Below are 24,792 nucleotides of genomic sequence, written 5' to 3' on the forward strand. Positions count from 1 at the left end.
CTCGTCTGGTGGTCGATGTCATCTGGCCGGTCACAAGCGTTGGGGTGACATGAGCGCACCGAACAGGCCGGCGGTGGCCACTGAGCTGACGATCGCCGAGCCCAGCCAGACGACGTCCCCGCCGCTGCCCCCGACACCGGCCAGCGACGATGCAGCGGCGAGGCAGCAACCGAGCGACAGGACCGCGAGCGCTCGGACCCAGAAGAACATGTTGGTCAGCAGCCGATGCTCACCCGGCCGGACGACGGCCGCGGTGAGCAGCGTAGGACCGAGCAGTAGGACACCGGCGGTGATCTGGTTGTGTTGTGGATCGCTTGCGGTGTCGAGGACGGCGTACAGCAACCACAGCAACGTGGTGCACAAGGCGCTGGCGAACACCGCCGCGCGCAGGTTGCCCTGGGCGCGCATGCGCAGGTACAGGTAGGCCTTGGCCGTCAGATCTCGTGGAACCTGGGACACATAGAGGTGCGAGCGGCTGCTCTTCGGGAAGTCGAAGTCACCCCGCGCATCGGCGAGCGACGGCTCCGGGCCGTCGAACGTGAGCCACGCGGCGTCCAGCTGCATGTCCGTGGGAGCCATGACTTCGAGGTGGTAGCTGTCGGCCAGCTTCGCCTGCGGTGCCTCGATCGACAGGACCTTCCAGCGCCAGGCGAGGAAGTGGCGGGTGTCCTCACCGAACGGCTCTTCGTAGGAGAGCTTGAAGATCTGCCGCTTGCCAGGCGCGGGGTCGGCCACGGCGCAGACGACGAAGTCCGCGACGAGCGCTTCGCCGAGCTCGAGGAACCCTTGCCGGTTGACGAGCTCGCTCCACGCTGCTTGGTCCGGGTTGCGGCTGTCCTCAGCGTGCCTGCTCCACGCGGCGAACGCTGCGCGCGCATGAGGTTCCGGGCCTTCGGCGACGACATGAAGCGGCTCGCGCATCTCAACAGGCAGCCTCGTCTGGAGGATCGCCTCGGCCTGCGAGATCAGGACGTTCGTCGCCAGCGCGCCGTTGTCGCGACGTGACAACATCGGCACCGGCATGCCGTCGGCCGCGCGCAGATCGAACGCGCGAAGTCGCTCCTTCTTCAGGAAGGTCAGTGGCACGAAGCTGTCGTCGCCGACACACAGCCCCTCGGCGACGTCGATGTCGTCGATGGACCTCGGGACGGTGAGATCGATGCTCACCCGCCGTCGGACCGAGACGTCGTCCAAGATCTCCGCCTGTTCCACTCGTCGGTGAACCCAGGTCCGCATGTCGGCCAGCAGCGACGCGACGGTGGCGGCGGTGATGTACTCGCCATCGCTGAGCAGGGACTCCGACACGCGGCAACGGTATGGCGCGCGCCGGATGTCATGGAGACGGTCGCGGCTGCGATCGGTCGGCGCTAGGCGCCGTAGAAGCCCAGGGTGACGCGTGCCACGCGGCCGGAGCGCAGCGTGAACGTCGTCACCCGCCGCCCGGCGCGCGCGGTCCCCACGACGCAGGCCGACGCGCTGCAGCGCACCCCCGGCACGCCGCGCCGGACGGCGGCGGCCGACGACCCCACGCGGACGCCGGTCGCCGTCTTCTGGCGCCTGTCGGTCGTCGTCACGCGGAAGGCGGTCCCGTCCTCGGTGAGCGACAAGTACACCTTGGTCCTGCCGTAGTCCATGCGCCGGGCGTCGCCGATGACCCGCAGCGAGCGCGGCGCGCCCAGGACGTGCTGCACGCCCGCGCGGCTCATCAGCAGGTGCACGCCGGCCAGCTCGGTCTGGGGGACGATCACGACAGGCCGGCGACTTCGCGCGCCGTCGTGAACACGTCGTCCATCATCGCCTCGGTCAGTACGCCCGTGAACGTGTTCTGCTGCGACGGGTGGTAGGTCCCGAGCAGCGCCCAGCCCGGATCCTCGAGGTCGTCGTCGTACCAGAGCGCGCCGTGCCCGAACTTCGGCTTCGGCCGCGGCGGCGCGTGGCCCAACGCGATCCGCAGCCGCAGGGCCGCATCCCACGCGAACGCGCCAAGGCAGACGACAACGCGCACGGCGCTCACGTGCTCCAGCTCCGCCACCGTCCACGGCAGGCACGTGTCGCGCTCCAGCGGCGTCGGTTTGTTGGCCGGCGGCGCGCAGCGCACGCCCGCGGTGATCCACGCGTCGGTCAGCGCCAGCCCGTCGCCCAGCGCAACGGACGTTGGCTGGTTCGCGAACCCCGTCCGGTGCAGCGACGCGAACAGGAAGTCGCCGCTGCGATCGCCCGTGAAGATGCGCCCCGTCCGGTTCGCCCCGTGCGCGGCGGGCGCGAGCCCCAGGATCAGCACCCGCGCGCGCGGGTCCCCGAACCCCGGGATCGGGCGGCCCCAGTACACGTCGTCCTGGAACGACGCCCTCTTCTCGCGCGCGACCTGCTCGCGCCACTCGACCAGCCGCGGGCAGCGCCGGCACTGCGTGATGTCCGCCTCCAGCGCGGCGAGGCCCGGGTCGCTCATCCCTGCTGCAAGATGCCCAACATCAGCCGGTCGATCACGGGCTCCAGCTCCCGGATGTCCGCGGGCTTGCTGGTGCGCAGCTGGCGCGAGGCGAGCTCGACGATCGCGCCGACGCACGCGAACGCGTCGTCGCGCGAGGCGAAGCGCGGCGCGCCGTACTTCGGCGCGGTCACCTCGTTGTCGTGGTAGATCGCGTCGGCGAACGCCTCCAGGATCGCGTCGCGCCGCTCGGTCGCGCGCGGGCCCGCGCCGATGATCTCGACCAGCAGCGTCTGCGCCGCGTCCGGCCAGTCGGCGAGCGTGCGCAGGAACGCGCGCGTGCCCGCGGCGAGGTGCTCCGGGTAGTTGTCGAACGTCTCGTCAGCGGCGAGCGCCATCTGGCGCATGCACTCGGTGGCGGCCTCGTCGAACAGCGCGAGGATCGCCTCCTCCTTGTTCGCGAAGTGCTCGTAGAACGTCGCCTTCGACATCCCGGCCTCGCGCGAGATCGCCTCGGCGGTCGCATCGGCGAAGCCGCGCTTGGCGAAGACCGTGGCCGCGGCCTCGAACAGGCGGCGGCGCTGGACGGTCAGGCGGACCTCCAGCGGCGGGGCGTGGCGACCGCGGGGAACGACGGTGGGGACGGTGCGTGGGGCGTCGGAGTCGGCCATTGCGTCGCTAGATCCTAGGCGGCAGGCCAGGAGGTAGGCTCCAGCACGATGGCCGCGACCACCCGAATTGCCGCGCTGCTGTGCGCGAGCGCCCTGACGCTGAGCGCCTGCGGCAGCACCGACAAGGACTCCGCCTCGGACTTCAAGGGCGACCAGAAGGCGGTGGCCCAAGCCGTCGAGGACCTGCAGTCGGCGTCCAGGAAGGGCGACGAGACCAAGATCTGCACCGACCTCCTGGCGCCCGCGCTGCTGACGAAGATCAAGGCCGCCCAGAAGGGCGGCTGCGAGCCGGCGCTGAAGACCGCGCTCAGGGACGTCGACAGCTACGAGCTGACCGTCAAGAAGGTCGCGATCGACGGCACCAACGCCACCGCGACGGTCACGTCCGACGTCGGCAAGAACGACGACCGGACCGACACGCTGACGCTCGTCAAGGTCGGCAACGCCTGGAAGATCTCCGAGCTCGGCTCGGCGTCCTAGCGGCGGGCGGCCCGCCAGAAGACCGCGCTTGCTGCCATTTGGGCAAGCCGGGTAGCCTCGGAAGCATGCCGCTCGACCTCCCCCTCAGCGCGTTGCGGAACCACACGAAGGACCGGATCCTGGACGTGGATGCGTTCGTCGACCAGGTGCTGGACCCGGGTGCGACGCCGGACACGAAGCCGGCGCCGCGGGATCCCGCCGCAGAGGGCGAGGGCGGGGCTCAGCCCAGCGAGCGGCCGTAGTGGCGCTCGTAGTACTCGCGGAACTCGCCTGAGCGGATCGGCTCCCACCACCAGGCGTTGTCGCGGTACCACGCGACGGTCTTCTCCAGGCCCTGCTCGAAGCGCACCTGCGCCGACCAGCCCAGCGCGCGGGACTTCTCGGAGCCCAGCGAGTAGCGGCGGTCGTGGCCGGGGCGGTCGGTGACGTACTCGATCAAGGACTCGTCCTTGCCCGTGTGCTGCAGGATGCCCTTGACCACCTCGATGTTGGTGGACTCGTCCGGGCCGCCGACGTTGTAGACCTCGCCCGGTGCGCCGTGGGTCAGGATGTGCGAGATCCCGCGGCCGAAGTCCTCCACGTAGAGCCAGTTGCGCACGTTGAGCCCGTCGCCGTAGACCGGCAGCCTGTCGTCGTGCAGCGCGTTGAGCACCATCAACGGGATCAGCTTCTCGGGGTACTGGTAGGGCCCGTAGTTGTTGGAGCCGCGGGCGATCACGGTCTCCAGCCCGTAGGTGTGGAAGTAGGACTGCACGAGCAGGTCGCCGCCGGCCTTCGACGCGCTGTACGGCGACGACGGGACGATCGGCGACTCCTCCGTGAACGAGCCGACCTCGATCGACCCGTACACCTCGTCGGTCGAGATCTGCACGTAGCGCCTGACGCCGCGCTCGCGCGCCGCTTCGAGCAGGACGAGCGAACCCCGGACGTTGGTCTCGACGAACGCGTCGGGGCCGGAGATCGACCGGTCGACGTGCGTCTCGGCCGCGAAGTTGACGATCGCGTCGACGCCGTCGCCGATCGCCTCGGCGACCTTCTCGGGGTCCTGGATCGCGCCGTGCACGAGCGTGACCGCGTCGCCGAGGTCCTGCAGGTTCTCCGGGCGCCCGGCGTAGGTCAGGGCGTCGAGGACGACAACTTGGTCGTCGAAGTCGTTGACGCGCTGGCGGACGAAGTTCGAGCCGATGAACCCGGCCCCACCGCAGACGAGCAGCTTCACGATGCGTTTCCTCTCTCGGTCAAGTACTGGGCGACGCCGTCCTGCCACGGCGGCAGCCGCGGGGTCTCGTCGCGCTCGGAGGCCAGGACGCTCCAGCCCGGTCGCGGGGCGGGGCGCACGAAGGCGGTCGAGTCGGTCTCGTTGACCGGGATCGTGACCCCCGCCAACTTGTAGGCCTCGACGGTCAGGTCGTGCCAGGTGCACTGGCCGCCGCCCGCAGTGTGGAAGATCCCGGTCACGTCCAGCGCCGCCAGGTCCAGCAGCGCGGGGGACAGGTGGCCGGCGAACGTCGGCGAGCCGGTCTGGTCGGTGACGACCGCGACCTCGTCGCGCGTCTCGGCCGCGGCCAACATGGTGTTGACGAAGTTCGGGCCGCCGACGCCGAACAGCCACGCGGTGCGGGCGATCGCGTGGTTGTCGTTGTGGCCGATCACGGCGACCTCGCCCGCGAGCTTCGTGCGCCCGTAGGCGCCGAGCGGGCCGGTCGGGTCGCTCTCGACGTACGGGCGCCCGCGCAGGGTGCCGTCGAACACGTAGTCGGTCGAGACCGCGACGATCCGCGCGCCGACCGTGGCGGCGCCCGCCGCGACGTTGGCCGACGCGTCGGCGTTGACGCGCAGCGCGGCGTCCTCGTCGTCCTCGGCCTTGTCGACCGCCGTGTAGGCCGCGCAGTGGATGACCGCGTCGGGCGACTCGCCGGCGATCAGGTCGATCGCGACCTCGGCGTCGGTGAGGTCGCCGTCGGGCAGGTCGACGCCGACGGCGTCCCACCCGCGCGCGCGGGCATCTTCGACGACCCGGTGGCCGAGCATCCCGGCCGCGCCTGTCACCAGGATCCGCAAGGCCTACAGGATCCCGATGTCGGAGTTGTCGCCCACCATGAACCTGTAGGCCTTGGGCTGCCCGACGCTGCGCGCGATGTGCACGTTGCGCCCCAGCAGCGACGCCTCCATGCGCCCGTCCAGGCCGCGCACGGACGAGCCCGCCAGCAGGATCGAGTGCTCGACCTCGGCGCGCTCGACCGCGCAGTCCTCGCCGATCGCGGTGTACGGCCCGATGTAGCAGTCGGTCAGCGTCGCGCCCTTGCCGATGATCGCCGGGCCGCGGACGGTGGCGCGCGTCAGCGTCGCGCCCCCCTCGATGACCACGCGGCCCTCGACCGCCGACTCGGAGTCCAGGGAGCCTTCGACCCGCGACTCCATGCGGTCGAGGATCAGGCGGTTGGCCTCCAACATGTCGTCCAACCGGCCGGTGTCCTTCCACCAGCCCTGGACGATGTGGGGCTCCACGCGCTTGTCGTTGTCCACCAGGTACTGGATCGCGTCGGTGATCTCCAGCTCCCCGCGCGGGCTGGGCTCGATCGCCCGCGCCGCGTCGTGGATCAAGGGCATGAACATGTAGACGCCGACGAGCGCGAGGTTCGTCTTGGGCTCCGGCGGCTTCTCGGCCAGCGCGACGACGCGCTCGCCGTCCAGCTCGGCGACGCCGAAGTGCTCGGGGTCCGGGACCGGCGTCAGGAGGATCAGCGCGTCCGGCTCGCCCTGCTTGAACTTCGCGACGAGGTCGTCGATCCCGCCCTGCAGCAGGTTGTCGCCCAGGTACATGACGAACGGCGAGTCGCCCAGGAACGGCTCGGCGGTCAGGACCGCGTGGGCCAGGCCCGCGGGCTCGTCCTGCAAGATGTAGGTGATCTTGACGCCGAACTGCGAGCCGTCGCCGGCGACCTCCTTGATCTCCTCACCGGTCTCGGGCGCGATGATGATCCCGATCTCGGAGATCCCGGCCTGGGCCATCGCGTCGATGCCGTAGAAGAGCACCGGCCGGTTGGCGACCGGCACGAGCTGCTTGGCGGAGGTGTGGGTGATCGGGCGCAGGCGCGTGCCCTTGCCCCCTGACAGGATCAGACCCTTGAGCGGCTTCATGAGTTAGTAGACGTTCCCCAGCTTGCGGTGGTCCCAGGTGGCGCGGCGGCGCTCGACGAACTCGAACCCCACGCGCTTAACGGCCTGGGAGCGGACCATGTTGCGGACGTCGTCGGAGACGTCGCCGGACGGGTCGCCGCCGTAGCGGCCGAAGATGTCGAGGCCGAGCTGCGTGACGAGGTCGGTGTCGCGGTGGATCGTCACCTCGGTCTCCAGCATCACCCCGCGGAGCAGGTGATACTGGTCGCGCCCTGCCTCGACCTGCACGGTCGCCCGCGGGTCGCGCTCGAGGTTCCTGGTCTTCTGGGACTTCGCGAACGTCCACGCCCACAGGCGCCCGTCGCGCACCACGTACCAGAGCGGCATCAGGTGCGGGAACCCGTTCGGGCCGAACGTGGCGCAGGTCATGACGCGCTCCTCGTCGAGGAACGCGAGGACCTCCGCGTCGTCCATCGTGATCTTGCTGCGACGGCTGCTCACCGGCGCAGGAGGCTAACGAGCCTGGCTCGTTCGGGCCTAGACGGTCGTATGGCGCTGGTGCCGCGCGGGGCGATCAGCGGACCGCGGGCAGCAGCTTGTCGACCGCTTCGCGGACCGCGGCGCGCGCCTCGGGCGGCGCGACGACGGCGGCGTCGCCGGCCTCGGCGAGCACTTCGCGCACGAGCCAGTCGGTGCCCTTGTAGGGCAGCTCGACGATCACGCTGCCGTCGGCCAGCTCCTGGGCGACGCGGCGCTGCTCGCGCGACCAGCGCGCGCGGTCCGGGGAGATCCAGACGCGCGCGACGCGCGACGCCTCGACCTCGCCGGTGCGGGGCCAGCCATCGACGTCGGCGGCCGGGTCGACCTCGGGGCGCGGCGTGAAGGTCTGGTCGAGGATCTCGGCGGTCTTGACGCGGTCCAGCCGGAAGTGGCGGACGTCCTCGCGCTCGGGGTCGAACGACGCGACGTACCAGCCCTCGCGGCCATTGATCAAGGCGTAGGGCTCGATCTCGCGGGTGCTGAAGACGTCCTCGTTGGCCTTGTAGTACTCCAGGCGCACGAGCTTGGACTCCGCGATCGCGTTGGAGACGACGCGGGCGATCTTCGAGTCGTCGCCGGTGCCGGAGGCGACCTGCAGGCCCTGCTCCATCGGGTCGGAGCCGAGCGCGGCGACGATCTTGTCGCGCGCCGAGTTCAGCGCGCCCTCGGGGAGGTGGTCGCCGATCAGGTCGATCGCGGCGATCAGCGCCTTGGCCTCGACCGGCAGCAGGCGCGCCGGGCGGGCGAAGTTGTCGCTGTAGGGCTCGGGGTCGACCTCGATCATGCCGTCGTCGCGGATCTCGGCGTAGAGGACGTAGGAGCCGCCGCCGAAGTTGACGACGTTCAGGACGTTGACGTCCTCGCGCAGCTCCGCCTCGGAGACCTGGAGCGCGTCGATGACGGTGTGCAGCGCGAGCAGCTCGTTGGCGCGGCCGGCCTGGATCAGGATCGACGCGAGCGTGACGAGGCGCGCGAAGCGCTCCGGGCGGATCGCGGTCTCGCGCTTGGGCGAGGCGATGACGTCCTCCGCGGCCTCGGCGGTCTCCGACGGCGGGACGACGGCTGCGAGGTTCTCGAGTGTGTCGCCGGCGTGGAGGTCGTGGAGGCGCTCGACGCGCTGGTTGACCTCGGCGACGAGCTCGTCCGGGCCGAGGATCCGGGCGCGCTCGCCGAAGCGCAGCGCCCAGGCGGCGAGCTGACGGACGCTCGCGTAGTAGGTCGAGAAGATGATGGCGTCGGTGCCGTCGTCGGCGGGGCGGACGTCGCCGTAGCGGCCGAAGTGGCGCTCGACCTGCCACGCGATCCGGTCCGAGATGTAGATCTCGGCCTGGCCGAGCGGGTCGCCGAACTGCCAGTCGGCGCGCAGCGCGTAGGCGCGCGGGTCGAAGTCGGTGGGGCGCTTGAAGTCGTGCTCGGCCTTGGTCGCGTAGGCGACCTTGCCGCGGATGCGGGAGAGGCGGAAGACGCGGATCGCGTCGCGCTCGTGGGAGCGGCCGAGGAGGTAGAACTGGCCGGCCTGGAAGAGCAGGTGGTACGGGTCGACCTTGCGCGCCTCGACCGCGTCGCGCTCCATCGTGTAGTAGTCGAAGGTGATGGTCTTGTTGCGGAAGATCGCGGTCTCGATCTTCGCCAGGCGCTGGGAGAGGTCGTGGCCGCCGGCGGATGCCGTGACGCCGAGGGCGATCGAGCCCTGGTCGGGCGCGTTGAGCGGCGACGGGCGGCCCCACGAGATCTGCTGGAGCGCGAGCCGCAGCGGCTCGGCGTAGGCGAACTCGCCGTCCAGGAGCTGGAGCGCGAACTGCAGCGACGCGAGCTCGTCGTCGGTGAACGCGATGGCGGGGAGGTGGAAGTTCTCCGGGCGGAGGCTGTAGTTCTCCTGCTCGGCGACGCCGTCGGCCGGCTTCTCGACCGTCAGCTGGATGCCGAGCGACTCCAGCTCGGCGCGGTCGGCGTAGAAGCGGCGCGCGAACGCGTCCTCGTTCATCCCCGAGTAGCCCTCGACGTCACGCCGGATCTCCAGCGCGGTGACGGGGCGCCGCTCCGCCATCAGGTACGAGATGAGCGAAAGCTGGCGGATCAGCTTCTCGGTGTCCTTCGCCATGTAAGCGACGACGATACGGCCCCGGGGAGCGCTGCGGGCCGTTCGTTGCAGAACTCCGCGCGCTCTTTCCGGAGATTCGGCACAGTCGCAACAGTTGCCGTGCACACGTGTCGTACGGTCGAAGAGGTGTCATACGAAGGGGACGCCGTGTACGGTTCGGCCGACATGACCAAGCTCGTCATCGTTGATGACCACGAGGCCCTGCGCGAAGGGCTGGTCGCCCTGCTGCAGCACGGCGGGTTGGAAGTGGTGGGCGCGGCGGGCAACGTGGCGGCCGGGGTGGATCTCGTCGAGCACGCCGAGCCGGACGTCGCGATCGTCGACATCCAGCTTCCGGACGGGTCCGGGATCGACCTCACGCGTGAGCTGCTGGTGCGGCGCCCGGAGCTGGGCGTGATCCTCTACACGGGCGACAGCGACGCCGAGCTGCTGTACGACGGGCTCGATTCCGGCGCCCGCGGTTACGCGCTGAAGGCCGGCTCGATGGACGAGCTGATGGCCGCGATCGAGCGCGTCGCCAACGGCGGGTCCTACGTCGATCCGCGGCTGGATCGCATCCTGCTGTCGCCGCGCGCCACGGCGCACGTGCCGCAGCTGTCGCCGCGCGAGCGCGAGATCATGCACTTGATGGCCGAGGGCATGACCGCCGAGGCGATCGGCGACAAGATCAGCGTGTCGGTCGAGACGGTCCGGACCCATGTCCGCAACGTGATCCGCAAGCTGCAGGCCCGCAACCGGGTGCACGCGATCGCGATCGCACTGGAGCGCGGCGAGATCGCCCTCGACTCCTCCCGCGACGACCGATGACGGCGGGCACGGGCCAGGACTGGCCCTCCGACCCCCACGAGCGCCTGGCGCGCCTGGTCCACGACCTCCGCACGCCGCTGACGATCGTGCAGGGCTTCGCGGAGCTGCTCGAACGCGGCGTGGCCTCACTGGACGACGAGAGGCGCTCCGAGTACCTCGGCCGCATCGCCGCCGCCGGCCGCGAGATGAAGGACATCCTCGACGAAGAGCGCGAAGACCGCCTCTCGTCGGAGCTGTAGCCGCGCGACGGTCGGCGCGCGGACAAGCGCGAGCGCGCCTAGTTCCGAGCCCGAGCCCTATGCCGCGGAGCGGCGATCGTGCGCGGTGATGGGTGCGGCTGAAGCGCCGGAGGTGCCGAAGTAGGCGCCGCCGCCGATCGCTCGGTCGAAGGAGGACCAGACGGTGCCGGGGGCCAGCGAGCGCTCGAGGCGGTCGAAGGAGCCGAGGCGGCCGCCGAGGTTGTCGATCATGTGCACCAACGTGGCCTCGCGGGTGCAGGGCACGACGGGCGAGCCGTGCTCGAGCGTCCCGTGGTGGCTCAAGATGATGTGCAACACCGACTGGGCGAGGTGGGGCGGGAAGCCCGGGAGGTCCTCGATGATCCGGCGCACGCGGTAGTAGCCGAGCGGGATCTCGCCCTGGAGGCGGCCGTCGTCGGTCATGTCGATCGGCGCGTCGCAGGTGTAGGCCTCCAACTTGCCGATGTCGTGCAGCAGCGCGCCGGTGACCGCGATGTCGTGGTCGATCCCCGGGAACACCTGCGAGATCGCGTGGACCGCCTGGGCGACCGTGAGGCAGTGCTCCAGGAGCCCGTGCAGGTAGGCCTGGTGGTACTTCTTGGCCGCCGGCGCGATGCGGTAGAGCGCCCACGTCTCGGAGCCCTCACCGAAGAAGGTGTCCAACAGCCGGAGCAGGTTGGCGTCCTGGATCGTGCCGAGCACCTCGCGGAACTCGGCCTCCATCTGGTCGACCTCGCGCGGCGGGCCGTCCTGCAGGTCGTTGGGGTCGAACGTGCCGTCGACCGCGGGCCTGAGCGCCAGGATCGCGAGCTGCGCGCCCCAGCGCTGGTGGACCTCGAAGCGCCCGACGACGTGCACCGGCGACCCCGCGCGGCAGAGCTCCAGCGCCTGCGGGACGTCCTCCCAGACCATCGCCTGGAGCCCGCCCGTGCGGTCGCCGAGGACCAACTTGAGGTACTCGCTCCCATCGTTGCGCGGACGCCGCGCGGCCTCGCGGACCAGGAGCACCTGGTCGAGTTCGGAGCCGTGCTGGAGGTCGCGAACGAGCACGGCGGCAAGGTGACACGACGGGCGGACGGACTGTGCCGGTCTGCACGAAGTTGTTGCGAAGTCGTCACATATTGTGGAACAATCGGGGCGTGGCTCGACTGCAAGTCCTCCTCGCCGCGCTCTGCTTCGGGACCACCGGAACCGCGCAAGCACTCGGACCGGACGGCACCTCCGCGATGACCGTCGGCGCCGTCCGCATCGCGATCGGCGCCCTCCTGCTGCTCGCCGTCCAGGCAGTCGCCACCCGCCGCCGGGAAGGGCAGAGGCTCGCGGTGGCGAGCGGCGCGCGGTGGCCGCTCGCGCCCGTCGTTGTTGGTGCGGTCGGGGTCGCGGGCTACCAGCTGTGCTTCTTCGCGGCCGTCAAGGACACGGGCGTCGCGGTCGGGACCGTGGTCGCGTTGGGGTCGGCGCCGGCGCTCGCGGGGCTTGGCGGCTGGGCAACCGATCGGGTCGTCCCGCAGCGCGGCTGGTTCGTCGCGACCGCGCTCGCGTGCGTTGGCGTCGCGCTGCTCGCCCTCAGCGGCGGCGGCGGAGACGTGAGCGCCGTCGGCGTCCTGCTCGCGGTCGGCGCGGGCGCGAGCTACGCGGTCTTCACGCTCGCCTCGAAGCGGCTGCTCGACCAAGGACACCAAGTCGAAGGCGTCATGGCGACGCTCTTCGGCGGCGGCGCGATCCTGCTGAGCCCGGTCCTGCTCTTCGGCGACGTCGGGTGGCTCGCGACACCCGGCGGCGCGGCGATGGCGCTCTGGCTCGGCGCGGTCCCGACGGCCATCGCCTACATCTTGTTCGCCTCCGGCCTCCGCCATCTCGCCGCGAACGAGGTGGCCACGCTCACGCTCGCCGAGCCCGTGACCGCCGCGATCCTCGGCGCCGTGGTCCTGAGCGAGCGCCCCGGACCCGCCGCCATCGCCGGCATCGTCGTCGTCCTCAGCGGCCTCGCCGTCCTCGCCACGGCAACAACCACCCCAACAACTGCGCAAGAATGCCCGGCGTGAGCCCTCAGCCGGCCGCCGACCGCGTCGCCGCCCAGATCCGTGAGCGCATCCTCGACGGCCAGCTCGGCGCGGGCGCGCGCCTGGTCGAGGCCGACCTCGCCGAGCGCCACGCCGTCGCCCGCCACACCGTCCGCGCCGCGCTCAAGCAGCTCCAGACCGAGGGCCTCGTCGAGATCGTCCCCAACCGCGGCGCCCGCGTCGCCGGGATGGACACTGACGCGATCGTCGCCCTCTACGAGCTCCGGACCGCGCTGGAGACCGAAGCTGCCCACCTCGCGCTGGCCAAGAACGGCGACCGCCTGCCGCCGAGCGTCCACGAGGCCAACGAGGTCCTCACGCGCGCGTGCAGTCGCGCGCGACCCTCGTGGCCGACCGTCAGCCGAGCGCACGCCGACCTCCACACCGCGATCGTCCGCGCGGCCCGCTCGCCGCGCATCGAGGCCGTCCACGACCAGCTCACCGCGCAGACCCGGCTCTTCCTCCTGCTCGTCCGCCCGCACTACACCTTCGAGCGCCTGGCCCAGGAGCACACCGAGCTGATCGCCCAGCTGGAGCAGCACGGCCCGGACGTCCTGCGCCAGCACCTGCGCGCCTCCGCCGGTGCCCTGATCGACGGCGCGCTTGCGCACCCGCCCGCCGGGTAGTTGACTCGCGAACATGTCTGCTCCCCAGCAACACGACCAGCAGCCGGATCCCCACCGCTGGTGGACCCTCTTCGCCGTCTGCATCGCCACGTTCATGCTGCTCCTGGACGTGACGATCGTGAACGTCGCGCTCCCCGACATCCAGAAGGACCTGCACTCGTCCTTCGAGGACCTCCAGTGGGTCGTCGACGCCTACGCGCTGACGCTCGCCGCGTTCCTCCTGACCGCCGGCAGCCTCGCCGACCGCCTCGGCCGCAAGCGCGTCTTCATCATCGGCCTCGGCCTCTTCACGATCGCGTCGCTGCTCTGCGGGCTGAGCAAGTCGCCCACCGCCCTGAACCTCGCCCGCGCCCTGCAGGGCGTCGGCGGCGCCGCGATGTTCGCGACCTCGCTCGCGCTGCTGGCCTCCGCCTTCACCGGCAGGGAGCGCGGGACCGCGCTGGGCATCTGGGGCGCGACGACCGGCGCCGCCGTCGCCGTCGGCCCGCTCGTCGGCGGCGTCCTGACCGAGCACGTCTCCTGGCAGTCGATCTTCTACGTCAACCTCCCGGTCGGCATCGCCGCGATCGCGATCACGGTCCGGATGGTCCGGGAGTCCCGCTCGCCGAACCCGGACCCGATCGACTGGGGCGGCCTGGTCACCTTCTCCGCCGGCCTGTTCGCGCTCGTCTTCGCGCTCGTTCGCGGCAACGCCAAGGGCTGGGGCTCGACCCAGATCGTCGTGCTGCTGATCGGCGCCGTCGTCCTGCTGATCGCCTTCGTCGCGATCGAGGCGAAGACCAAGCGCCCCATGTTGGACCTGCACCTCTTCAAGGTCCCGACGTTCGTGGGCGCGTCCGTCGCCGCGTTCGCGCTGTCGGCGTCGATGTTCGCCATGTTCCTGTACTTGACGTTGTTCATGCAGAACATCCTCTCGTTCAGCCCGCTGGAGGCCGGCCTGCGCTTCCTGCCGATCACGGTGCTCAGCTTCTTCTTCGCCGCCCTCTCCGGGAACCTGACCAGTCGGGTCCCCGTACGACTTCTGCTGGGTGTAGGCCTTGGTCTCGCCGGCCTCGGGCTGCTGCTGATGACCGGCCTCGACGCGGACTCCAAGTGGACCGCGCTGCTGCCCGGCTTCCTGATCGGCGGCGCCGGGATCGGCCTGACCAACCCCGCGCTCGCGGCGACCGCCGTCGGCGTCGTCGACCCGCGCCGCGCGGGGATGGCGTCGGGCGTGAACTCCACGTTCCGCCAGGTCGGCATCTCGACCGGGATCGCGGGCCTCGGGGCGATCTTCCAGTCGACGATCGTCGGCAACGTCACCGACGAGCTGCCGCGCGGCGCGCACGCCCAGCTGCCGCCCGCCGAGGTGCTCGCGCAGGGCAGCGTCAGGGCCGTGCCGGCGCCGTTCCATGACGCGTTCGTCACCGGCTGGACCGCGTCGCTGAACGAGATCCTCATCATCGGCGGCGCGATCGCGCTCGTCGGCGCGGTGCTCGCGCTGGTGCTCGTCCGCAGCGGCGACTTCGTCGCCCAGGGCGCGCACGCGCCCGCCGGCGAGCAGCCGCAGCCGGAGCCCGCCGCGACCTGATGCGCGAGCCGCTGGTCGAGCACGACCTCGCGCTCGGCGGGGTCCGGACGCGCGCGCTGGAGCTGGAGGGCGACGGCCCGCCGGTCGTGCTCCTGCACGGCTTCGCCGACAGCGCCGACACGTGGCGCCGGTCGCTGGACCTGCTCGCGCGCCGCGGCCGCCGCGCGGTCGCCGTCGACCTCCCGGGCTACGGCCACGCCGACCCGCTGGAGCCCGCGGGCAGCGTGCTCGACCAGTACCGCGCGTTCGCGCGCGCGACCATCGCCTATGCCTACGACCAAGGCAATCGCGATGACAACGTCATCGTCGCCGGCAACTCGCTCGGCGGCGCGATCGCGCTGAAGGTCGCCGAGGACCCGGACCTCCCGCTGCGCGCGATCGTGCCGGTCGCGCCCGCCGGGCTCGACATGCCGCGGTGGTTCGGGATCATCGAGCGCGACCCGTTCGTCCGGGCGCTGCTCGCCGCGCCGCTCCCGCTCCCGGAGGTGCTCGTCCGGACCGTCGTCGGTGAGGCCTACCGAGCGCTCGCGTTCGCCAAGCCGCGCGCGGCGGCGGCCGAGGTCGTCTCGTCGTTCACGAACCACACGCGCACGCGCGAGGCGGTCGCCAACGTCCTCGCCAACGGGCGGCGGCTGCTGCCCGAGCTGCACGTCGAGGGCTTCGACCTCGACGCGATCGAGGTCCCGATCCTCCTGATCTGGGGCGACAAGGACCGGATGGTCGCCCACTCCGGGGCGCGCCACGTGATCGACGCGCAGCCCGAGACCGAGTACGTCCTGCTCGACGGCGTGGGGCATTGCCCACAGGTCGAAGACCCCGAGCGCTTCGTCGCAGCGCTGGAGGACTTCACGATGCGGCAGACTGCTGCGTCCACGTGATCCGGTCCCTGATCCCCACGCCCGACGAGGTCGCGCACGGCGCGGCCAACGCCTTCGACCTGCTCGTCCGCGGCGGCGTCGCCGACCTGCGCCGCACGCCCGCGGCGGTGATCGACGAGCAGCCGCAGGGCACGACCTACAAGTACCTCGTCGACGAGGACGCCGCGCGCCGCACGCGCCACCTGCCGGTGCTGCTGGTCCCGCCGCTGGCCGCGCCGCCGACGTGCTTCGACCTGCGCCGAGGTTGCTCGATGGCCGCGCACCTGCTGAGCCTCGGCCACGCGACCTACCTGGTGGACTACGGCTCGATCGCGTTCAGCGACCGCGACCTCGGCCTGGAGCACTGGGTCCAGGACGTGCTCCCGCGCGCGATCGAGCAGGTCAGCGCCGACAACGGCGGCCAGCCCGTGCAGATCGTCGGCTGGTGCCTCGGAGGCATCATGTCGTTGTTGGCGCTCGCCGCCCGCCCGGACCTCCCGGTCAACTCGATCGCTGCGGTCGCGTCACCGTTCGACTTCGCCGAGCTGCGGCTGTTCGCCCCGATCCGCGGCGTCGCGAACATCACCAACGGGTTCTTCGCCACCGCGCTGTACCGCGCGCTCGGCGGCGCGCCGGCGCCGCTGGTCCGGATCGGCTTCCAGCTCTCGACGCTCGACAAGTACCTCACCAAGCCGCTGGCGATCGCCACCAACCTCCACGACCGGGACTTCCTGGCGCAGATCGAGGCGGTCGACGACTTCATCGGCAACATGAACGCCTACCCCGGGCGGACGATGGGCCAGCTGTACCACACGTTCTTCCGGGTCAACGACCTCGCGGACGGCAGGCTGGAGCTCGGCGATCACGCGATCGACCTGGCCAACGTGCGCGTCCCGGTCCTGGCGATCGCGGGCGACACCGACGCGCTGGCGCCGCAGAAGGCGGTCCACCACGTCGGCACGCTGCTGACCGGCGCGCCCGACGTGCAGCTGAAGGCCGGCCCCGGCGGCCACCTCGGCATCCTGACCGGCCGCGCCGCGAGGCGTACGACGTGGCGCTGGATCGACGAGTTCTTCGCCGCGTCTGCGGAACGCTCGCCCAGGGGGCGAGGTTCCGGGCGCGAGCTCGCCCAGGGGCTCGCTCGCACGGTGGCGTAGGGCGCGGCATCGCGGCTCACGCCGCTGAAAGGAACGTTGCAAGCGCAACCGACCCGCGCTGAGCGGCGCTGAGCCCCGCTACCCTCGTCCGCCTCATGTCGCGTGCCCGTGCCCTGATCGTGCTTCCCGCTGCCCTGCTCGCAGCCGCCCTCCCGACCGCCGCCGGTGCGGCGTCGAAGGCCCCGAAGGACCCGACCAACGTGCCCGCCGGCGTGACGGCGGGCGGCGTCGACCTCTCCGGCCTGACGCTCGCCGACGCGCAGGCGCGGTTGGAGTCCGCGATCGGGACGAAGGTCGACGCGAAGCTGACGCTCGGCGCAGCCGGCAGGCCGTGGGTCCTGGATCCCGTCGCCGACGCGAAGCTGAAGTTCGACGCGCTGACCACCGCCAAGCGCGCGCTGCGCGCCAGGCAGCCCGGCGACGTCGGGTTGAAGCTGTCGCACTCCAAGCTCGCGGTCCGCGCGTGGGTCGCGTCGATCGCCCCGAAGGTCGCCAAGGCGCCGCGCAACGCGACGGTCAAGATCACGCTGACGCACATCTACCGCAAGCGTGCCGCGCACGGCCGCGCGCTGAACCAGAAGGACGTCGCGACGCAGATCGACGCCGCGCTGGACGACGGCACGAACGCGCCGCGCACGCTGCACACCAAGCTCGTCAGGACGTCGCCGCAGGTCAACGCCAACGACCTGGCCAAGTTGTACGGGACGGTCATCACCGTCGACAAGTCCCATTTCAAGCTGCGCCTCTTCAAGAACCTCAAGTTCTCGAAGTCCTACATGGTGGCCGTCGGCCAGCCGCAGTACCCGACGCCGTCCGGCCTGTTCCACATCCAGGACAAGCAGGTCGACCCGGTGTGGTCGGTGCCGAACTCCCCGTGGGCCGGCGAGCTGCAGGGCACGACGGTCGAGGGCGGCTCGGCGGCCAACCCGCTGAAGGCGCGCTGGATGGGCATCGTCAACGGCGTCGGCATCCACGGCACCGGCGAGGACTACTCGATCGGCTCCGCCGCGTCGCACGGCTGCATCCGCATGCACGTCGCCGACGTCAAGGACCTGTTCACGCGCGTGCCGGTTGGCACGCCCGTGCTGATCAAGTAGGTCTGTGGTCAAAGCTGGGCTTTGATGTCCGAAAGGACATCAAGGCCTGGCGAAGCCCCCGCGGCGCGGTTAGCGTCGCGTCATGTCGTCGTCACAGACCGCACCAGCTTCCCCTGCGCCAGGCGGCGCCGCCGCCGGCTCGGGGATGCACACCGAGCTCAAGCTCGTCGACGCCGCCGCGTTCTCGGTCGGCCTGATCGGCCCGGTCGGCGCGATCGCGCTGCTCGGGACCGGTGCCGCCGGGATCATCGGCCACGGGGTGACGTTGTCGTTCATCTTCTCGGTGATCGGCGTCGTCCTCGTGGCCTACGCGTTCGTGAAGCTGGCGCGCCACATCTCGCACACCGGCTCGGTGTACGCCCTGGTCGGCGTGACGCTCGGTCCGCGCGCCGGGTTCATCGCGGGCTGGGCGCTGCTCGGCGCCTACACGGCGATCGGGACCGGCTCGACGATCGAGATCGGGTACTTCTTCGGGCAGTTCCTCGGCGACGTCGGGATCCTGCACACGAGCGAGTGGTTCTGGATCGCGCTGGCCGGTCTGGCGGGCGTGTGCGCGCTGGCGTTCAACGAGATCAGGGTGGTGACGCGGGCGCTGCTGGCGTCCGAGGTCCTCGGCGCGGTGCTCGTGACGATCCTCAGCCTGGTCGTCCTGGCGACCGTGATCTTCGGCCACGGCCCGCAGGGGCAGACGTGGAACTGGCACTTCCTGCAGATCCCGGACGGGCTCGGCTGGAGCGACGTCGCCAAGGGCGCCGAGTACGGGTTCCTGGCGTTCGCCGGGTTCGAGGGCGCGGCCGCGCTGGGTGAGGAGACGTCGCAGCCGAAGGTCGAGATCCCGCGCGCGATCAAGGTCGCGGTGGCGGTCGTCGGCACGTTCTACATCTTGACGATCGTGTCGCAGTCGCTCGGCTACGGGACCGACGCCAAGGGCGTCGAGGCGTTCGTCGGCGGCTCGCCGTTCAACGACCTCGGCAGGGGCTACATCGGCAAGATCTACGCCGACATCCTGGTGTTGATGGCGACGATCTCGCTGCTGGCGATCTCGCTGGGCACGGCGAGCGGCGCGGCGCGCATCCTGTACGCCTTGACGCGCGATGCGACGGGCGTGCGTGGGTCCGGGCTGACGAAGCTCAGCCGTCACGGGCAGCCGGTCAACGCGCTGTTCGTGATCCTGGGTGTGATCGCGCTCGGGTTGATCGGGCAGCGGCTGGCCGGGACCGACGTGCTCGACGCGACGTTCTACGCGCTGACGCTCGGGACGATCTCGTTGCTGTTCGCCTACGTGATGGCGACGCTCGGCGCGATCCGGTTCCTGTTCCTCAGCGGGAAGCCGAAGGTGCCGATGTGGCAGCTCGGGATCCCGATCGTCGGCGGCGCGTTCGTCATCTACACCATCTACGAGAACGTCGCCAGGCAGGAGGGCGCTTACCGGCACTTCGGCTACCTCGTGCTGGCGTGGTTGCTGATCGCGGCCGCGATCGTCGCGTTCGCGCCCGGGTTGGCGGGGCGGGTGCGGGCGGGCTTGGCATCATCGTCGGCATGACGCGGATCGCCGTCCAGCAGCTCGCGCCGGTCATCGGCGACCTCGACGCCAACGCGGAGCTGTCGGTGGCCGCGCTGCGCGAGGCCGCTGCGGCGGGGGCCGATGTCGTCGTCCTGCCGGAGCTCGTGACGTCGGGGTACCTGTTCGACAGCGCGGAGGAGTGCGCCGCCGCGGCGATCCCGGCGGACGATGCTGTGCTGAGGGCGTGGGCGGACGAGGCGGCGCGCGCCGGGATGGTGGTCGTCGGCGGCTTCTGCGAGGCGGGCGACGACGGCAACACCTACAACTCGGCGGTCATCATCGACGAGACCGGGGCGGAGCGCGCGGTCTACCGCAAGCTCCACCTCTGGGACGGCGAGAAGCGCCTGTTCACGCCGGGTGCTGCTGCGCCGCCCGTGGTGTCGACGCGCGTCGGGAACGTGGCCGCGGTCATCTGCTACGACCTCGAGTTCCCGGAGCTCACGCGCGGCGTCGCCATGCGCGGCGCCGACCTGCTCGCGGTGCCGACCAACTGGCCGCTGGTCCCGCGCCCGGACGGCGAGCGCCCACCGGAAGCGGTCATCGCGATGGCGACGGCCCGCATCAACCGCATGGCCATCGCCATTGCCGACCGCCTCGGCACCGAACGCGGCCTCGAATGGACCGGCGGCTCCTCCATCGTCGGCACCGACGGCTGGGTGGCCGCCGAGCAACCCGCCATCGGTATGACCCTCGCCGAGATCGACCTGACCACAGCCCGCAACAAGCAACTCACCGACCTGGCCCACGCCTTCACCGACCGCCGCCCCGAGTTCTACAACTAGCCGCGCGTTGGACGGTCCAAGTCGTCCTACCCCCACATATCGGGGGCCAGACGACTTGGAACTCAGGCCCTCTTCCTGATCCGCGCCGCCACGGTCGCGGCCCAGTCGTCGACCAGGTTCACCAGCGTCAGCGTGCCCGGCGACAGCGTCGTGCCGCGGCGGGTGATGAGGGCAAAGGAGTCGTGGATGGGGTCGGTCAGGCTGACCGCGGACACGTTCTCTGGCATCGGGATCGTTCGCAGGACGGAGCGGGCCGCGATCGTGTCTCCCAGCCCGAGGGAGACCAGCTGCAGTGCGGTTTCGATGTGCTCGACTTCCACCCGCGGTGTCAGGCGCACGCCGGCTTCCTGCGCCGCGGCGGCGAACTGGCGGCGGGTGGGGTCGTCGAAGCCGTGGCTGGCGTCGTACAAGATCAACGGCGCGTCGGCGAGCTTGGCAATCGGGAGGCGGCGGCGGGTGCGGGAGGGGTCGGCGCTCACCACCACGACCTCGTCGCGGAAGAGCCTGCGCACGTCGAGGACGCGGTCGTCGACCGGCAGCACCACCAGCCCGGCCTCCAGCTCGCTGGCGCGCACGGCGGTCGCGACGTCGGCCGAGTTCTGGCCCGGCAGGTTCAGCCGCGCCTCGGGGTCGACGGCGCAGAAGCGCGCCGCCAGTCCCGCGATGTCGTAGTAGGGCGCGTTGCGGAAGACGCCCATGGTCACGACCCGGTTGCGCCGGATCGGGCCGCCGCGCCCGACCGACGCCAACGCATCGTCGGTCGCCTCCGCGACCCTCTCGGCGTGACCCAGGAACGCCCGGCCCGCCGACGTCAGCGACAGCCCCCGGCCGCCGCGCTGGAACAGCGACACGCCGAGCTCGCGCTCGAGCTGCCGGACCTGCTCGGAGACCGCCGGCTGCGTGCAGTGCAGTGCCCGCGCGGCGGCGTTGAACGAGCCGAGCGATGCCGCCGTGCGGAAGTACAGGAGCTGCTGAAGGGTCAAAGCCTGGCCTTGAAGAGGTGAAGGAAGTCCAAGTCTGGATTATGCCTCCCGGGCAGCCTACCCTCAGCCGATGTCCGCTCCGCTGTTCCTGAAGTCCCCGACCGACGCGGTCACCACCGGCCCGGATCCGGCCGTGGCCGAGCGCGTCTCCGAGATGCTCCTGCGCATCGAGCGCGACGGCCTCGACGCGGTCCGCGCCTACTCGCGCGACCTCGACGGCTGGGACCCGGACGGCGGCTTCGAGGTCACCGAGGACGACGTCCGCGCCGCGACCGCTTCGCTCTCCGACGCGCTCAGAAGCTCGATCCGCTTCGCCCAGACCCAGATCGGCGGCTTCGCGGAGCTGCAGCGCGCGACGCTCACCGACTTCGAGGCCGAGACGCTCCCCGGCGTCTTCCTCGGCCAGAAGCAGGTCCCGGTCGCCTCGGTCGGCGCGTACTGCCCGTCGGGCCGCGTCCCGATGCTCGCCTGCGCGTTCATGACCATCTTGGTCCCGAAGGTCGCGGGCGTCGACACCGTCATCGCCTGCACGCCCCCGCGCGGCGGCGCCGGCGTCCACGCCCCGACGCTGCACGCGATCGCGACCTCCGGCGCCGACCGGATCTTCGCGCTCGGCGGCGTCCAGGCGCTGGCGGCGATGGCCTTCGGGCTGCTCGATGGCGTCGAAGCGGGGACGGACATGATCGTCGGCCCGGGCAACGCGTTCGTCGCCGAGGCCAAGCGCCAGCTCTTCGGCCGCGTCGGGATCGACCTGCTCGCGGGCCCGTCCGAGGTCTGCGTGATCGCCGACGAGACCGCCGACGCCGAGCTCGTCGCCGCCGACCTCCTCGCCCAGGCCGAGCACGGCCCGTCCTCGCCCGCGGTCCTGATCACCACCGACGAGGACTTCGGCCGCGCGGTCATCGAGCAAGTCACCGCACAACTCGACGCGCTCGCAGTGCGCGGCGCCGACGACACCTCCCGCCGCGCGTGGGACGACCACGGCGTCGTCATGGTCGCGAACGACCGCGAGCACGCCGTCCGGCTCAGCGACGAGGTCGCCACCGAGCACCTCGAGGTCCAGACCGCCGACGACGCCTGGTACCACGACAACCTCAAGAACTACGGGTCGATCTTCCTCGGCACCCGCGCGACCGTCGCCTTCTCCGACAAGGCGATCGGCACCAACCACACGCTCCCGACCGGCCGCGCCGCCCGCTACACCGGCGGCCTGTCGGTCGCGAAGTTCCTGAAGACCTTGACCTACCAGCGGATCGACAGCGACGAGGGCGTCCTGACCGTCGCGCCCCACGTCGCCGAGATCGCGCGCGCCGACCTCATGCCCGCCCACGAGGCGACGGCGACCAAGCGCCTCGCCCGCGTCGGCGCGACGCTCTAGAGCAACACCTAGGCCTTGCTCGGCTCCGGCTCGGCCGGAGCCGGCGCTGGCGCCGACGCCGACGCCGCCTCACCCTCGCGCTGGCGGTGGACCGCCTCGCGCGCCGTCCGCAGCGCGGTCCTCGGCGACCACGTCTCCAGCTCCAGCCCGAGCGCGACCAACCCCACCAACAACCCGGCGATCATCAACAACGCCCCGACGCCGAACGTGAACGCCGTGATCTCCGCGATGTCGACGGCATGCCCGGTCGTCTCGACGAAGCCGTAGGACAACATCGCCAACCGCAGCCCCGCCGACGCGGGCGCCAGCGGGATGATCCGCCCGCCGCCCTGCGCGGCCATCACCAGCGTCACCGTCGACAGCGTCACCGGCAGGTGGAACGCCGCCATGAACGCGGCGAGCGACCCCAGCCGGATCACACGCCCGAGCGCCTGCCACGACGCGACACCCAAGATGAAGGCCTTGGGCTCGTGCAGGATCACGATGCCCTGGCGCAGCCGGTCGGTGAGGTCCTTGACGCGCTTGCGCAGCAGCCGCCACACCGCGTAGGTCAGCAGACCCGCGCCGACCAGCACGCCGGCCGCCGGCAGCGGCTGCTCGATGATGAACGACACGTCGAAGTGCGGCAGCTCGCCCGACGACGTCGGGACCGGCAGGAACCCGCGGCTCAGCGCCCAGATCACGAGGCCGATCCCGAACGCGGTCTCGAACAGCGTCTCGGGCAGGAACGTCGCGGCGAGCGTCGGGTAGCGCGACTCCGGCATCCGCCGGTGGATGAGCCAGAGCTTCACGACGTCCCCACCACGGGCCGGGATCACGCCGTTGAGCCCCGCGCCCGCGAGGTAGGCGGCGATCGTGTGGCGCGGCTTGAGCTGCGTCGACTCCGGATACGCGGCGCGGATGATGTTGTGCCAGCCGCGCGGCCGGACCGCCTGGGCAAAGATGTAGAGGAAGATCCCGACGAGGCACAGCCACGGGTTCACGCTCGCGGCGCGGTGGAGCAGCAGCTCCAACGCGTGATCTGCGGTGCGGAAGACGTCGCTCAGCATCGGGTACTCGTGTTAACGACATTCCTACCCGCCGAGTGGAGCGCGTACGTCCGGTGCTGGCGCGTCAGGACCCCTGCCGGGGCGGCACTTCGTCGGGCCACTTGCCGTACCTCGCGAAGTACGCGCGCGCCGCGTCCTCCTCGGCGCGGGCCGAGTCGCCGCTGACGCCGATCCGGTGCAGCCAGTTCAGCAGCGCGACCGACAGCCCGGCGCCCCACAGGGCGGCGCAGCCCTCCAGCGACGTCTCGTCGCCGCCGCGCACGATGACCAGCACGACGCCGCCGACGAGGATCGCGGCAGGGACCCAGAAGCGGACGATCTTCATGAAGCTCATGCGGGCTCGGGTTCCAGGGTAGTGGCGCGCGGCCGGCGCGTGGTGACGATCAGCCCGGTGAGGATCGCCAGGACGCCGACGAGCTGGAGTCCCGACGGCCGCTCGGCGAAGATCAGCGCGCCGAGGATCACCGAGCCGATCGGCTGGATCGTCAGCAGGACGCTCGTCAGCGCGGCGGGCAGGCGCGGCAACGAGGCGGAGATCAGCAGCCAGCCGATGACCTGGCTGGTGATCGCCAGCACCGCGAGCCAGCCGTGGGCGGGCCAGGACGGGACGAGGTCGAGGTCGCCGACGACCGCGCCGATCGCCAGCGCGCCGAGCGCGGCGACGAGGGTCGCGTCGAACAGCGGGCCTGCGGGGCGCCGGAGGTCCTGGCCGCCCTGGCGCAGCACCAGGATGAACCCGGCGTAGGACAGGCCGGTCGCGATCCCGAAGACGACGCCCTGCGTCGGGTGCTCGCCATAGGCGCCCTGCTCGAGCGCGCCGGAGATCAGGACGATCCCGGACAGCATCAGCGGCAGCGTCAGGAGGATCCGGGCGCCGGGCTTCTCCTTGATGAACAGCCACGCGAGGACCGGGACGAACGCAACCTGGAGGTTGCCCAGGACGGTCGCCAGGCCGGCGCCGACGTCCTCGATCGCGTGGTGCCAGCAGACGAGGTCGACCGCGAAGAAGAGGCCGGCGATCGCGGCGAGCCTGCGGTCGCTCGTCGGGCGGGGGCCGAGCTTGCGGTCTTCCGCGCGGGCGAGCAGGAACAGGATTGGGACCGCGTAGGCGCAGCGGAAGACGGCGGCGGTCGACGGCGAGACGCTCGCCTCCCGGACGAGGATCGACGAGAACGCGATCGCGAGCGCGCCGAGGACCGCCATCGCGCGCGGGCGCTCGACGAGGTGCTGCAGCGGGGTGGGGGAGGTCTGCGTGGCGGCCACGGTGGGGGCCGCCACGC

27 protein-coding genes are annotated in these 24,792 nt (G+C 71.3%); 13 read left to right on the forward strand and 14 right to left on the reverse strand.

From position 1 onward, the window contains the following. Nucleotides 1–30 precede the first annotated feature (30 nt). The 4 genes from H030_RS0104120 to H030_RS36290 all read right to left on the reverse strand — a co-directional run bounded on the left by H030_RS0104120 (nt 31) and on the right by H030_RS36290 (nt 3,099). A complete protein-coding gene (locus H030_RS0104120) occupies nt 31–1,305 on the reverse strand; it encodes a hypothetical protein (protein WP_027005195.1) in 1,275 nt (424 codons plus the stop codon). A 62-nt stretch (nt 1,306–1,367) separates the two neighbouring features. Further along, the gene (locus H030_RS0104125) at nt 1,368–1,748 is read right to left on the reverse strand and encodes a hypothetical protein (protein ID WP_027005196.1); all 381 of its coding nucleotides are present in this window, start codon (nt 1,746–1,748) and stop codon (nt 1,368–1,370) included. Continuing rightward, nucleotides 1,745–2,449 (reverse strand): uracil-DNA glycosylase, encoded by a 705-nt coding sequence (locus tag H030_RS0104130; protein ID WP_027005197.1) that lies wholly within the window; start codon nt 2,447–2,449, stop codon nt 1,745–1,747. The genes H030_RS0104125 and H030_RS0104130 overlap by 4 nt, the downstream gene beginning before the upstream one ends. Beyond that, nucleotides 2,446–3,099, reverse strand: coding sequence for a TetR/AcrR family transcriptional regulator (locus tag H030_RS36290; RefSeq protein WP_051221660.1), 654 nt, complete (start codon nt 3,097–3,099; stop codon nt 2,446–2,448). The genes H030_RS0104130 and H030_RS36290 overlap by 4 nt, the downstream gene beginning before the upstream one ends. A gap of 48 nt (nt 3,100–3,147) precedes the next feature. Between H030_RS36290 and H030_RS0104140 the strand changes: the two genes are divergently transcribed. Then, nucleotides 3,148–3,579 (forward strand): DUF4878 domain-containing protein, encoded by a 432-nt coding sequence (locus H030_RS0104140; protein WP_027005198.1) that lies wholly within the window; start codon nt 3,148–3,150, stop codon nt 3,577–3,579. Nucleotides 3,580–3,644: 65 nt separating this feature from the next. Continuing rightward, nucleotides 3,645–3,821 (forward strand): hypothetical protein, encoded by a 177-nt coding sequence (locus H030_RS38825; RefSeq protein WP_155891826.1) that lies wholly within the window; start codon nt 3,645–3,647, stop codon nt 3,819–3,821. Here H030_RS38825 and rfbB read toward each other — a convergent pair. The 5 genes from rfbB to H030_RS0104170 form a co-directional block, all read right to left on the reverse strand. Further along, nucleotides 3,800–4,798 carry a dTDP-glucose 4,6-dehydratase gene (rfbB, locus tag H030_RS0104150; RefSeq protein ID WP_027005199.1) on the reverse strand — a complete coding sequence of 333 codons (999 nt, stop codon included), beginning with the start codon at nt 4,796–4,798 and terminating at the stop codon, nt 3,800–3,802. The genes H030_RS38825 and rfbB overlap by 22 nt on opposite strands. Continuing rightward, on the reverse strand, nt 4,795–5,640 hold the full coding sequence (rfbD, locus tag H030_RS0104155) for a dTDP-4-dehydrorhamnose reductase (protein ID WP_027005200.1): 846 nt from the start codon (nt 5,638–5,640) through the stop codon (nt 4,795–4,797). Before rfbD ends, rfbB begins: the two co-directional genes overlap by 4 nt. A 3-nt stretch (nt 5,641–5,643) precedes the next feature. Further along, entirely contained in the window at nt 5,644–6,720 is a 1,077-nt protein-coding gene (locus H030_RS0104160; protein ID WP_027005201.1) for a glucose-1-phosphate thymidylyltransferase, read from the reverse strand. Between the two features lie 3 nt (nt 6,721–6,723). Continuing rightward, nucleotides 6,724–7,200 (reverse strand): pyridoxamine 5'-phosphate oxidase family protein, encoded by a 477-nt coding sequence (locus H030_RS0104165; RefSeq protein ID WP_027005202.1) that lies wholly within the window; start codon nt 7,198–7,200, stop codon nt 6,724–6,726. Nucleotides 7,201–7,273: 73 nt separating this feature from the next. Next, entirely contained in the window at nt 7,274–9,340 is a 2,067-nt protein-coding gene (locus H030_RS0104170) for a helix-turn-helix transcriptional regulator (RefSeq protein WP_027005203.1), read from the reverse strand. 165 nt (nt 9,341–9,505) lie between these two features. On the opposite strand from H030_RS0104170, the gene H030_RS0104175 reads away from it, so the two are divergent. Both H030_RS0104175 and H030_RS0104180 read left to right on the forward strand, forming a co-directional pair. Further along, nucleotides 9,506–10,147, forward strand: a complete 642-nt coding sequence (locus H030_RS0104175) for a response regulator (protein ID WP_155891827.1) — start codon at nt 9,506–9,508, stop codon at nt 10,145–10,147. Beyond that, nucleotides 10,144–10,386 carry a histidine kinase dimerization/phospho-acceptor domain-containing protein gene (locus H030_RS0104180; RefSeq protein WP_027005205.1) on the forward strand — a complete coding sequence of 81 codons (243 nt, stop codon included), beginning with the start codon at nt 10,144–10,146 and terminating at the stop codon, nt 10,384–10,386. Before H030_RS0104175 ends, H030_RS0104180 begins: the two co-directional genes overlap by 4 nt. Nucleotides 10,387–10,443: 57 nt before the next feature. Here H030_RS0104180 and H030_RS0104185 read toward each other — a convergent pair whose 3' ends face one another. Next, nucleotides 10,444–11,436 carry a 3'-5' exoribonuclease YhaM family protein gene (locus H030_RS0104185; RefSeq protein ID WP_027005206.1) on the reverse strand — a complete coding sequence of 331 codons (993 nt, stop codon included), beginning with the start codon at nt 11,434–11,436 and terminating at the stop codon, nt 10,444–10,446. Between the two features lie 89 nt (nt 11,437–11,525). On the opposite strand from H030_RS0104185, the gene H030_RS29135 reads away from it, so the two are divergent. From H030_RS29135 to H030_RS0104225, 8 genes are all read left to right on the forward strand, one after another. Further along, nucleotides 11,526–12,431, forward strand: a complete 906-nt coding sequence (locus tag H030_RS29135; protein WP_035125850.1) for a DMT family transporter — start codon at nt 11,526–11,528, stop codon at nt 12,429–12,431. Continuing rightward, nucleotides 12,428–13,075 carry a GntR family transcriptional regulator gene (locus H030_RS29140; protein WP_196808990.1) on the forward strand — a complete coding sequence of 216 codons (648 nt, stop codon included), beginning with the start codon at nt 12,428–12,430 and terminating at the stop codon, nt 13,073–13,075. The genes H030_RS29135 and H030_RS29140 overlap by 4 nt, the downstream gene beginning before the upstream one ends. Before the next feature lie 13 nt (nt 13,076–13,088). Beyond that, a complete protein-coding gene (locus H030_RS29145; RefSeq protein WP_051221664.1) occupies nt 13,089–14,645 on the forward strand; it encodes an MFS transporter in 1,557 nt (518 codons plus the stop codon). After that, nucleotides 14,645–15,523 carry an alpha/beta fold hydrolase gene (locus H030_RS36295; protein WP_051221666.1) on the forward strand — a complete coding sequence of 293 codons (879 nt, stop codon included), beginning with the start codon at nt 14,645–14,647 and terminating at the stop codon, nt 15,521–15,523. Before H030_RS29145 ends, H030_RS36295 begins: the two co-directional genes overlap by 1 nt. Before the next feature lie 8 nt (nt 15,524–15,531). Beyond that, entirely contained in the window at nt 15,532–16,659 is a 1,128-nt protein-coding gene (locus H030_RS29155) for an alpha/beta fold hydrolase (protein ID WP_051222441.1), read from the forward strand. Nucleotides 16,660–16,754: 95 nt separating this feature from the next. Next, on the forward strand, nt 16,755–17,756 hold the full coding sequence (locus H030_RS36300; RefSeq protein ID WP_051221668.1) for a L,D-transpeptidase family protein: 1,002 nt from the start codon (nt 16,755–16,757) through the stop codon (nt 17,754–17,756). Nucleotides 17,757–17,838: 82 nt separating this feature from the next. Further along, on the forward strand, nt 17,839–19,299 hold the full coding sequence (locus tag H030_RS0104220) for an APC family permease (protein WP_081690494.1): 1,461 nt from the start codon (nt 17,839–17,841) through the stop codon (nt 19,297–19,299). Next, nucleotides 19,296–20,102 (forward strand): nitrilase-related carbon-nitrogen hydrolase, encoded by an 807-nt coding sequence (locus tag H030_RS0104225; RefSeq protein WP_027005208.1) that lies wholly within the window; start codon nt 19,296–19,298, stop codon nt 20,100–20,102. Before H030_RS0104220 ends, H030_RS0104225 begins: the two co-directional genes overlap by 4 nt. Nucleotides 20,103–20,164: 62 nt before the next feature. On the opposite strand, the gene H030_RS0104230 is transcribed toward H030_RS0104225, so the two are convergent. Beyond that, a complete protein-coding gene (locus tag H030_RS0104230) occupies nt 20,165–21,085 on the reverse strand; it encodes a LysR family transcriptional regulator (protein WP_027005209.1) in 921 nt (306 codons plus the stop codon). Nucleotides 21,086–21,155: 70 nt separating this feature from the next. On the opposite strand from H030_RS0104230, the gene hisD reads away from it, so the two are divergent. Then, the gene (hisD, locus tag H030_RS29165) at nt 21,156–22,463 is read left to right on the forward strand and encodes a histidinol dehydrogenase (RefSeq protein WP_035125852.1); all 1,308 of its coding nucleotides are present in this window, start codon (nt 21,156–21,158) and stop codon (nt 22,461–22,463) included. Between the two features lie 8 nt (nt 22,464–22,471). Here hisD and H030_RS0104240 read toward each other — a convergent pair whose 3' ends face one another. The 3 genes from H030_RS0104240 to H030_RS29170 form a co-directional block, all read right to left on the reverse strand. After that, nucleotides 22,472–23,512, reverse strand: a complete 1,041-nt coding sequence (locus H030_RS0104240) for a lysylphosphatidylglycerol synthase transmembrane domain-containing protein (RefSeq protein WP_027005210.1) — start codon at nt 23,510–23,512, stop codon at nt 22,472–22,474. 64 nt (nt 23,513–23,576) lie between these two features. After that, a complete protein-coding gene (locus H030_RS0104245) occupies nt 23,577–23,846 on the reverse strand; it encodes a hypothetical protein (RefSeq protein WP_155891828.1) in 270 nt (89 codons plus the stop codon). Then, a complete protein-coding gene (locus H030_RS29170; protein WP_155891829.1) occupies nt 23,843–24,790 on the reverse strand; it encodes a DMT family transporter in 948 nt (315 codons plus the stop codon). The genes H030_RS0104245 and H030_RS29170 overlap by 4 nt, the downstream gene beginning before the upstream one ends. Between the last annotated feature and the right edge of the window lie 2 nt (nt 24,791–24,792).

The organism is Conexibacter woesei Iso977N (assembly GCF_000424625.1).
Taxonomy (GTDB): Bacteria; Actinomycetota; Thermoleophilia; order Solirubrobacterales; family Solirubrobacteraceae; genus Baekduia; species Baekduia woesei_A.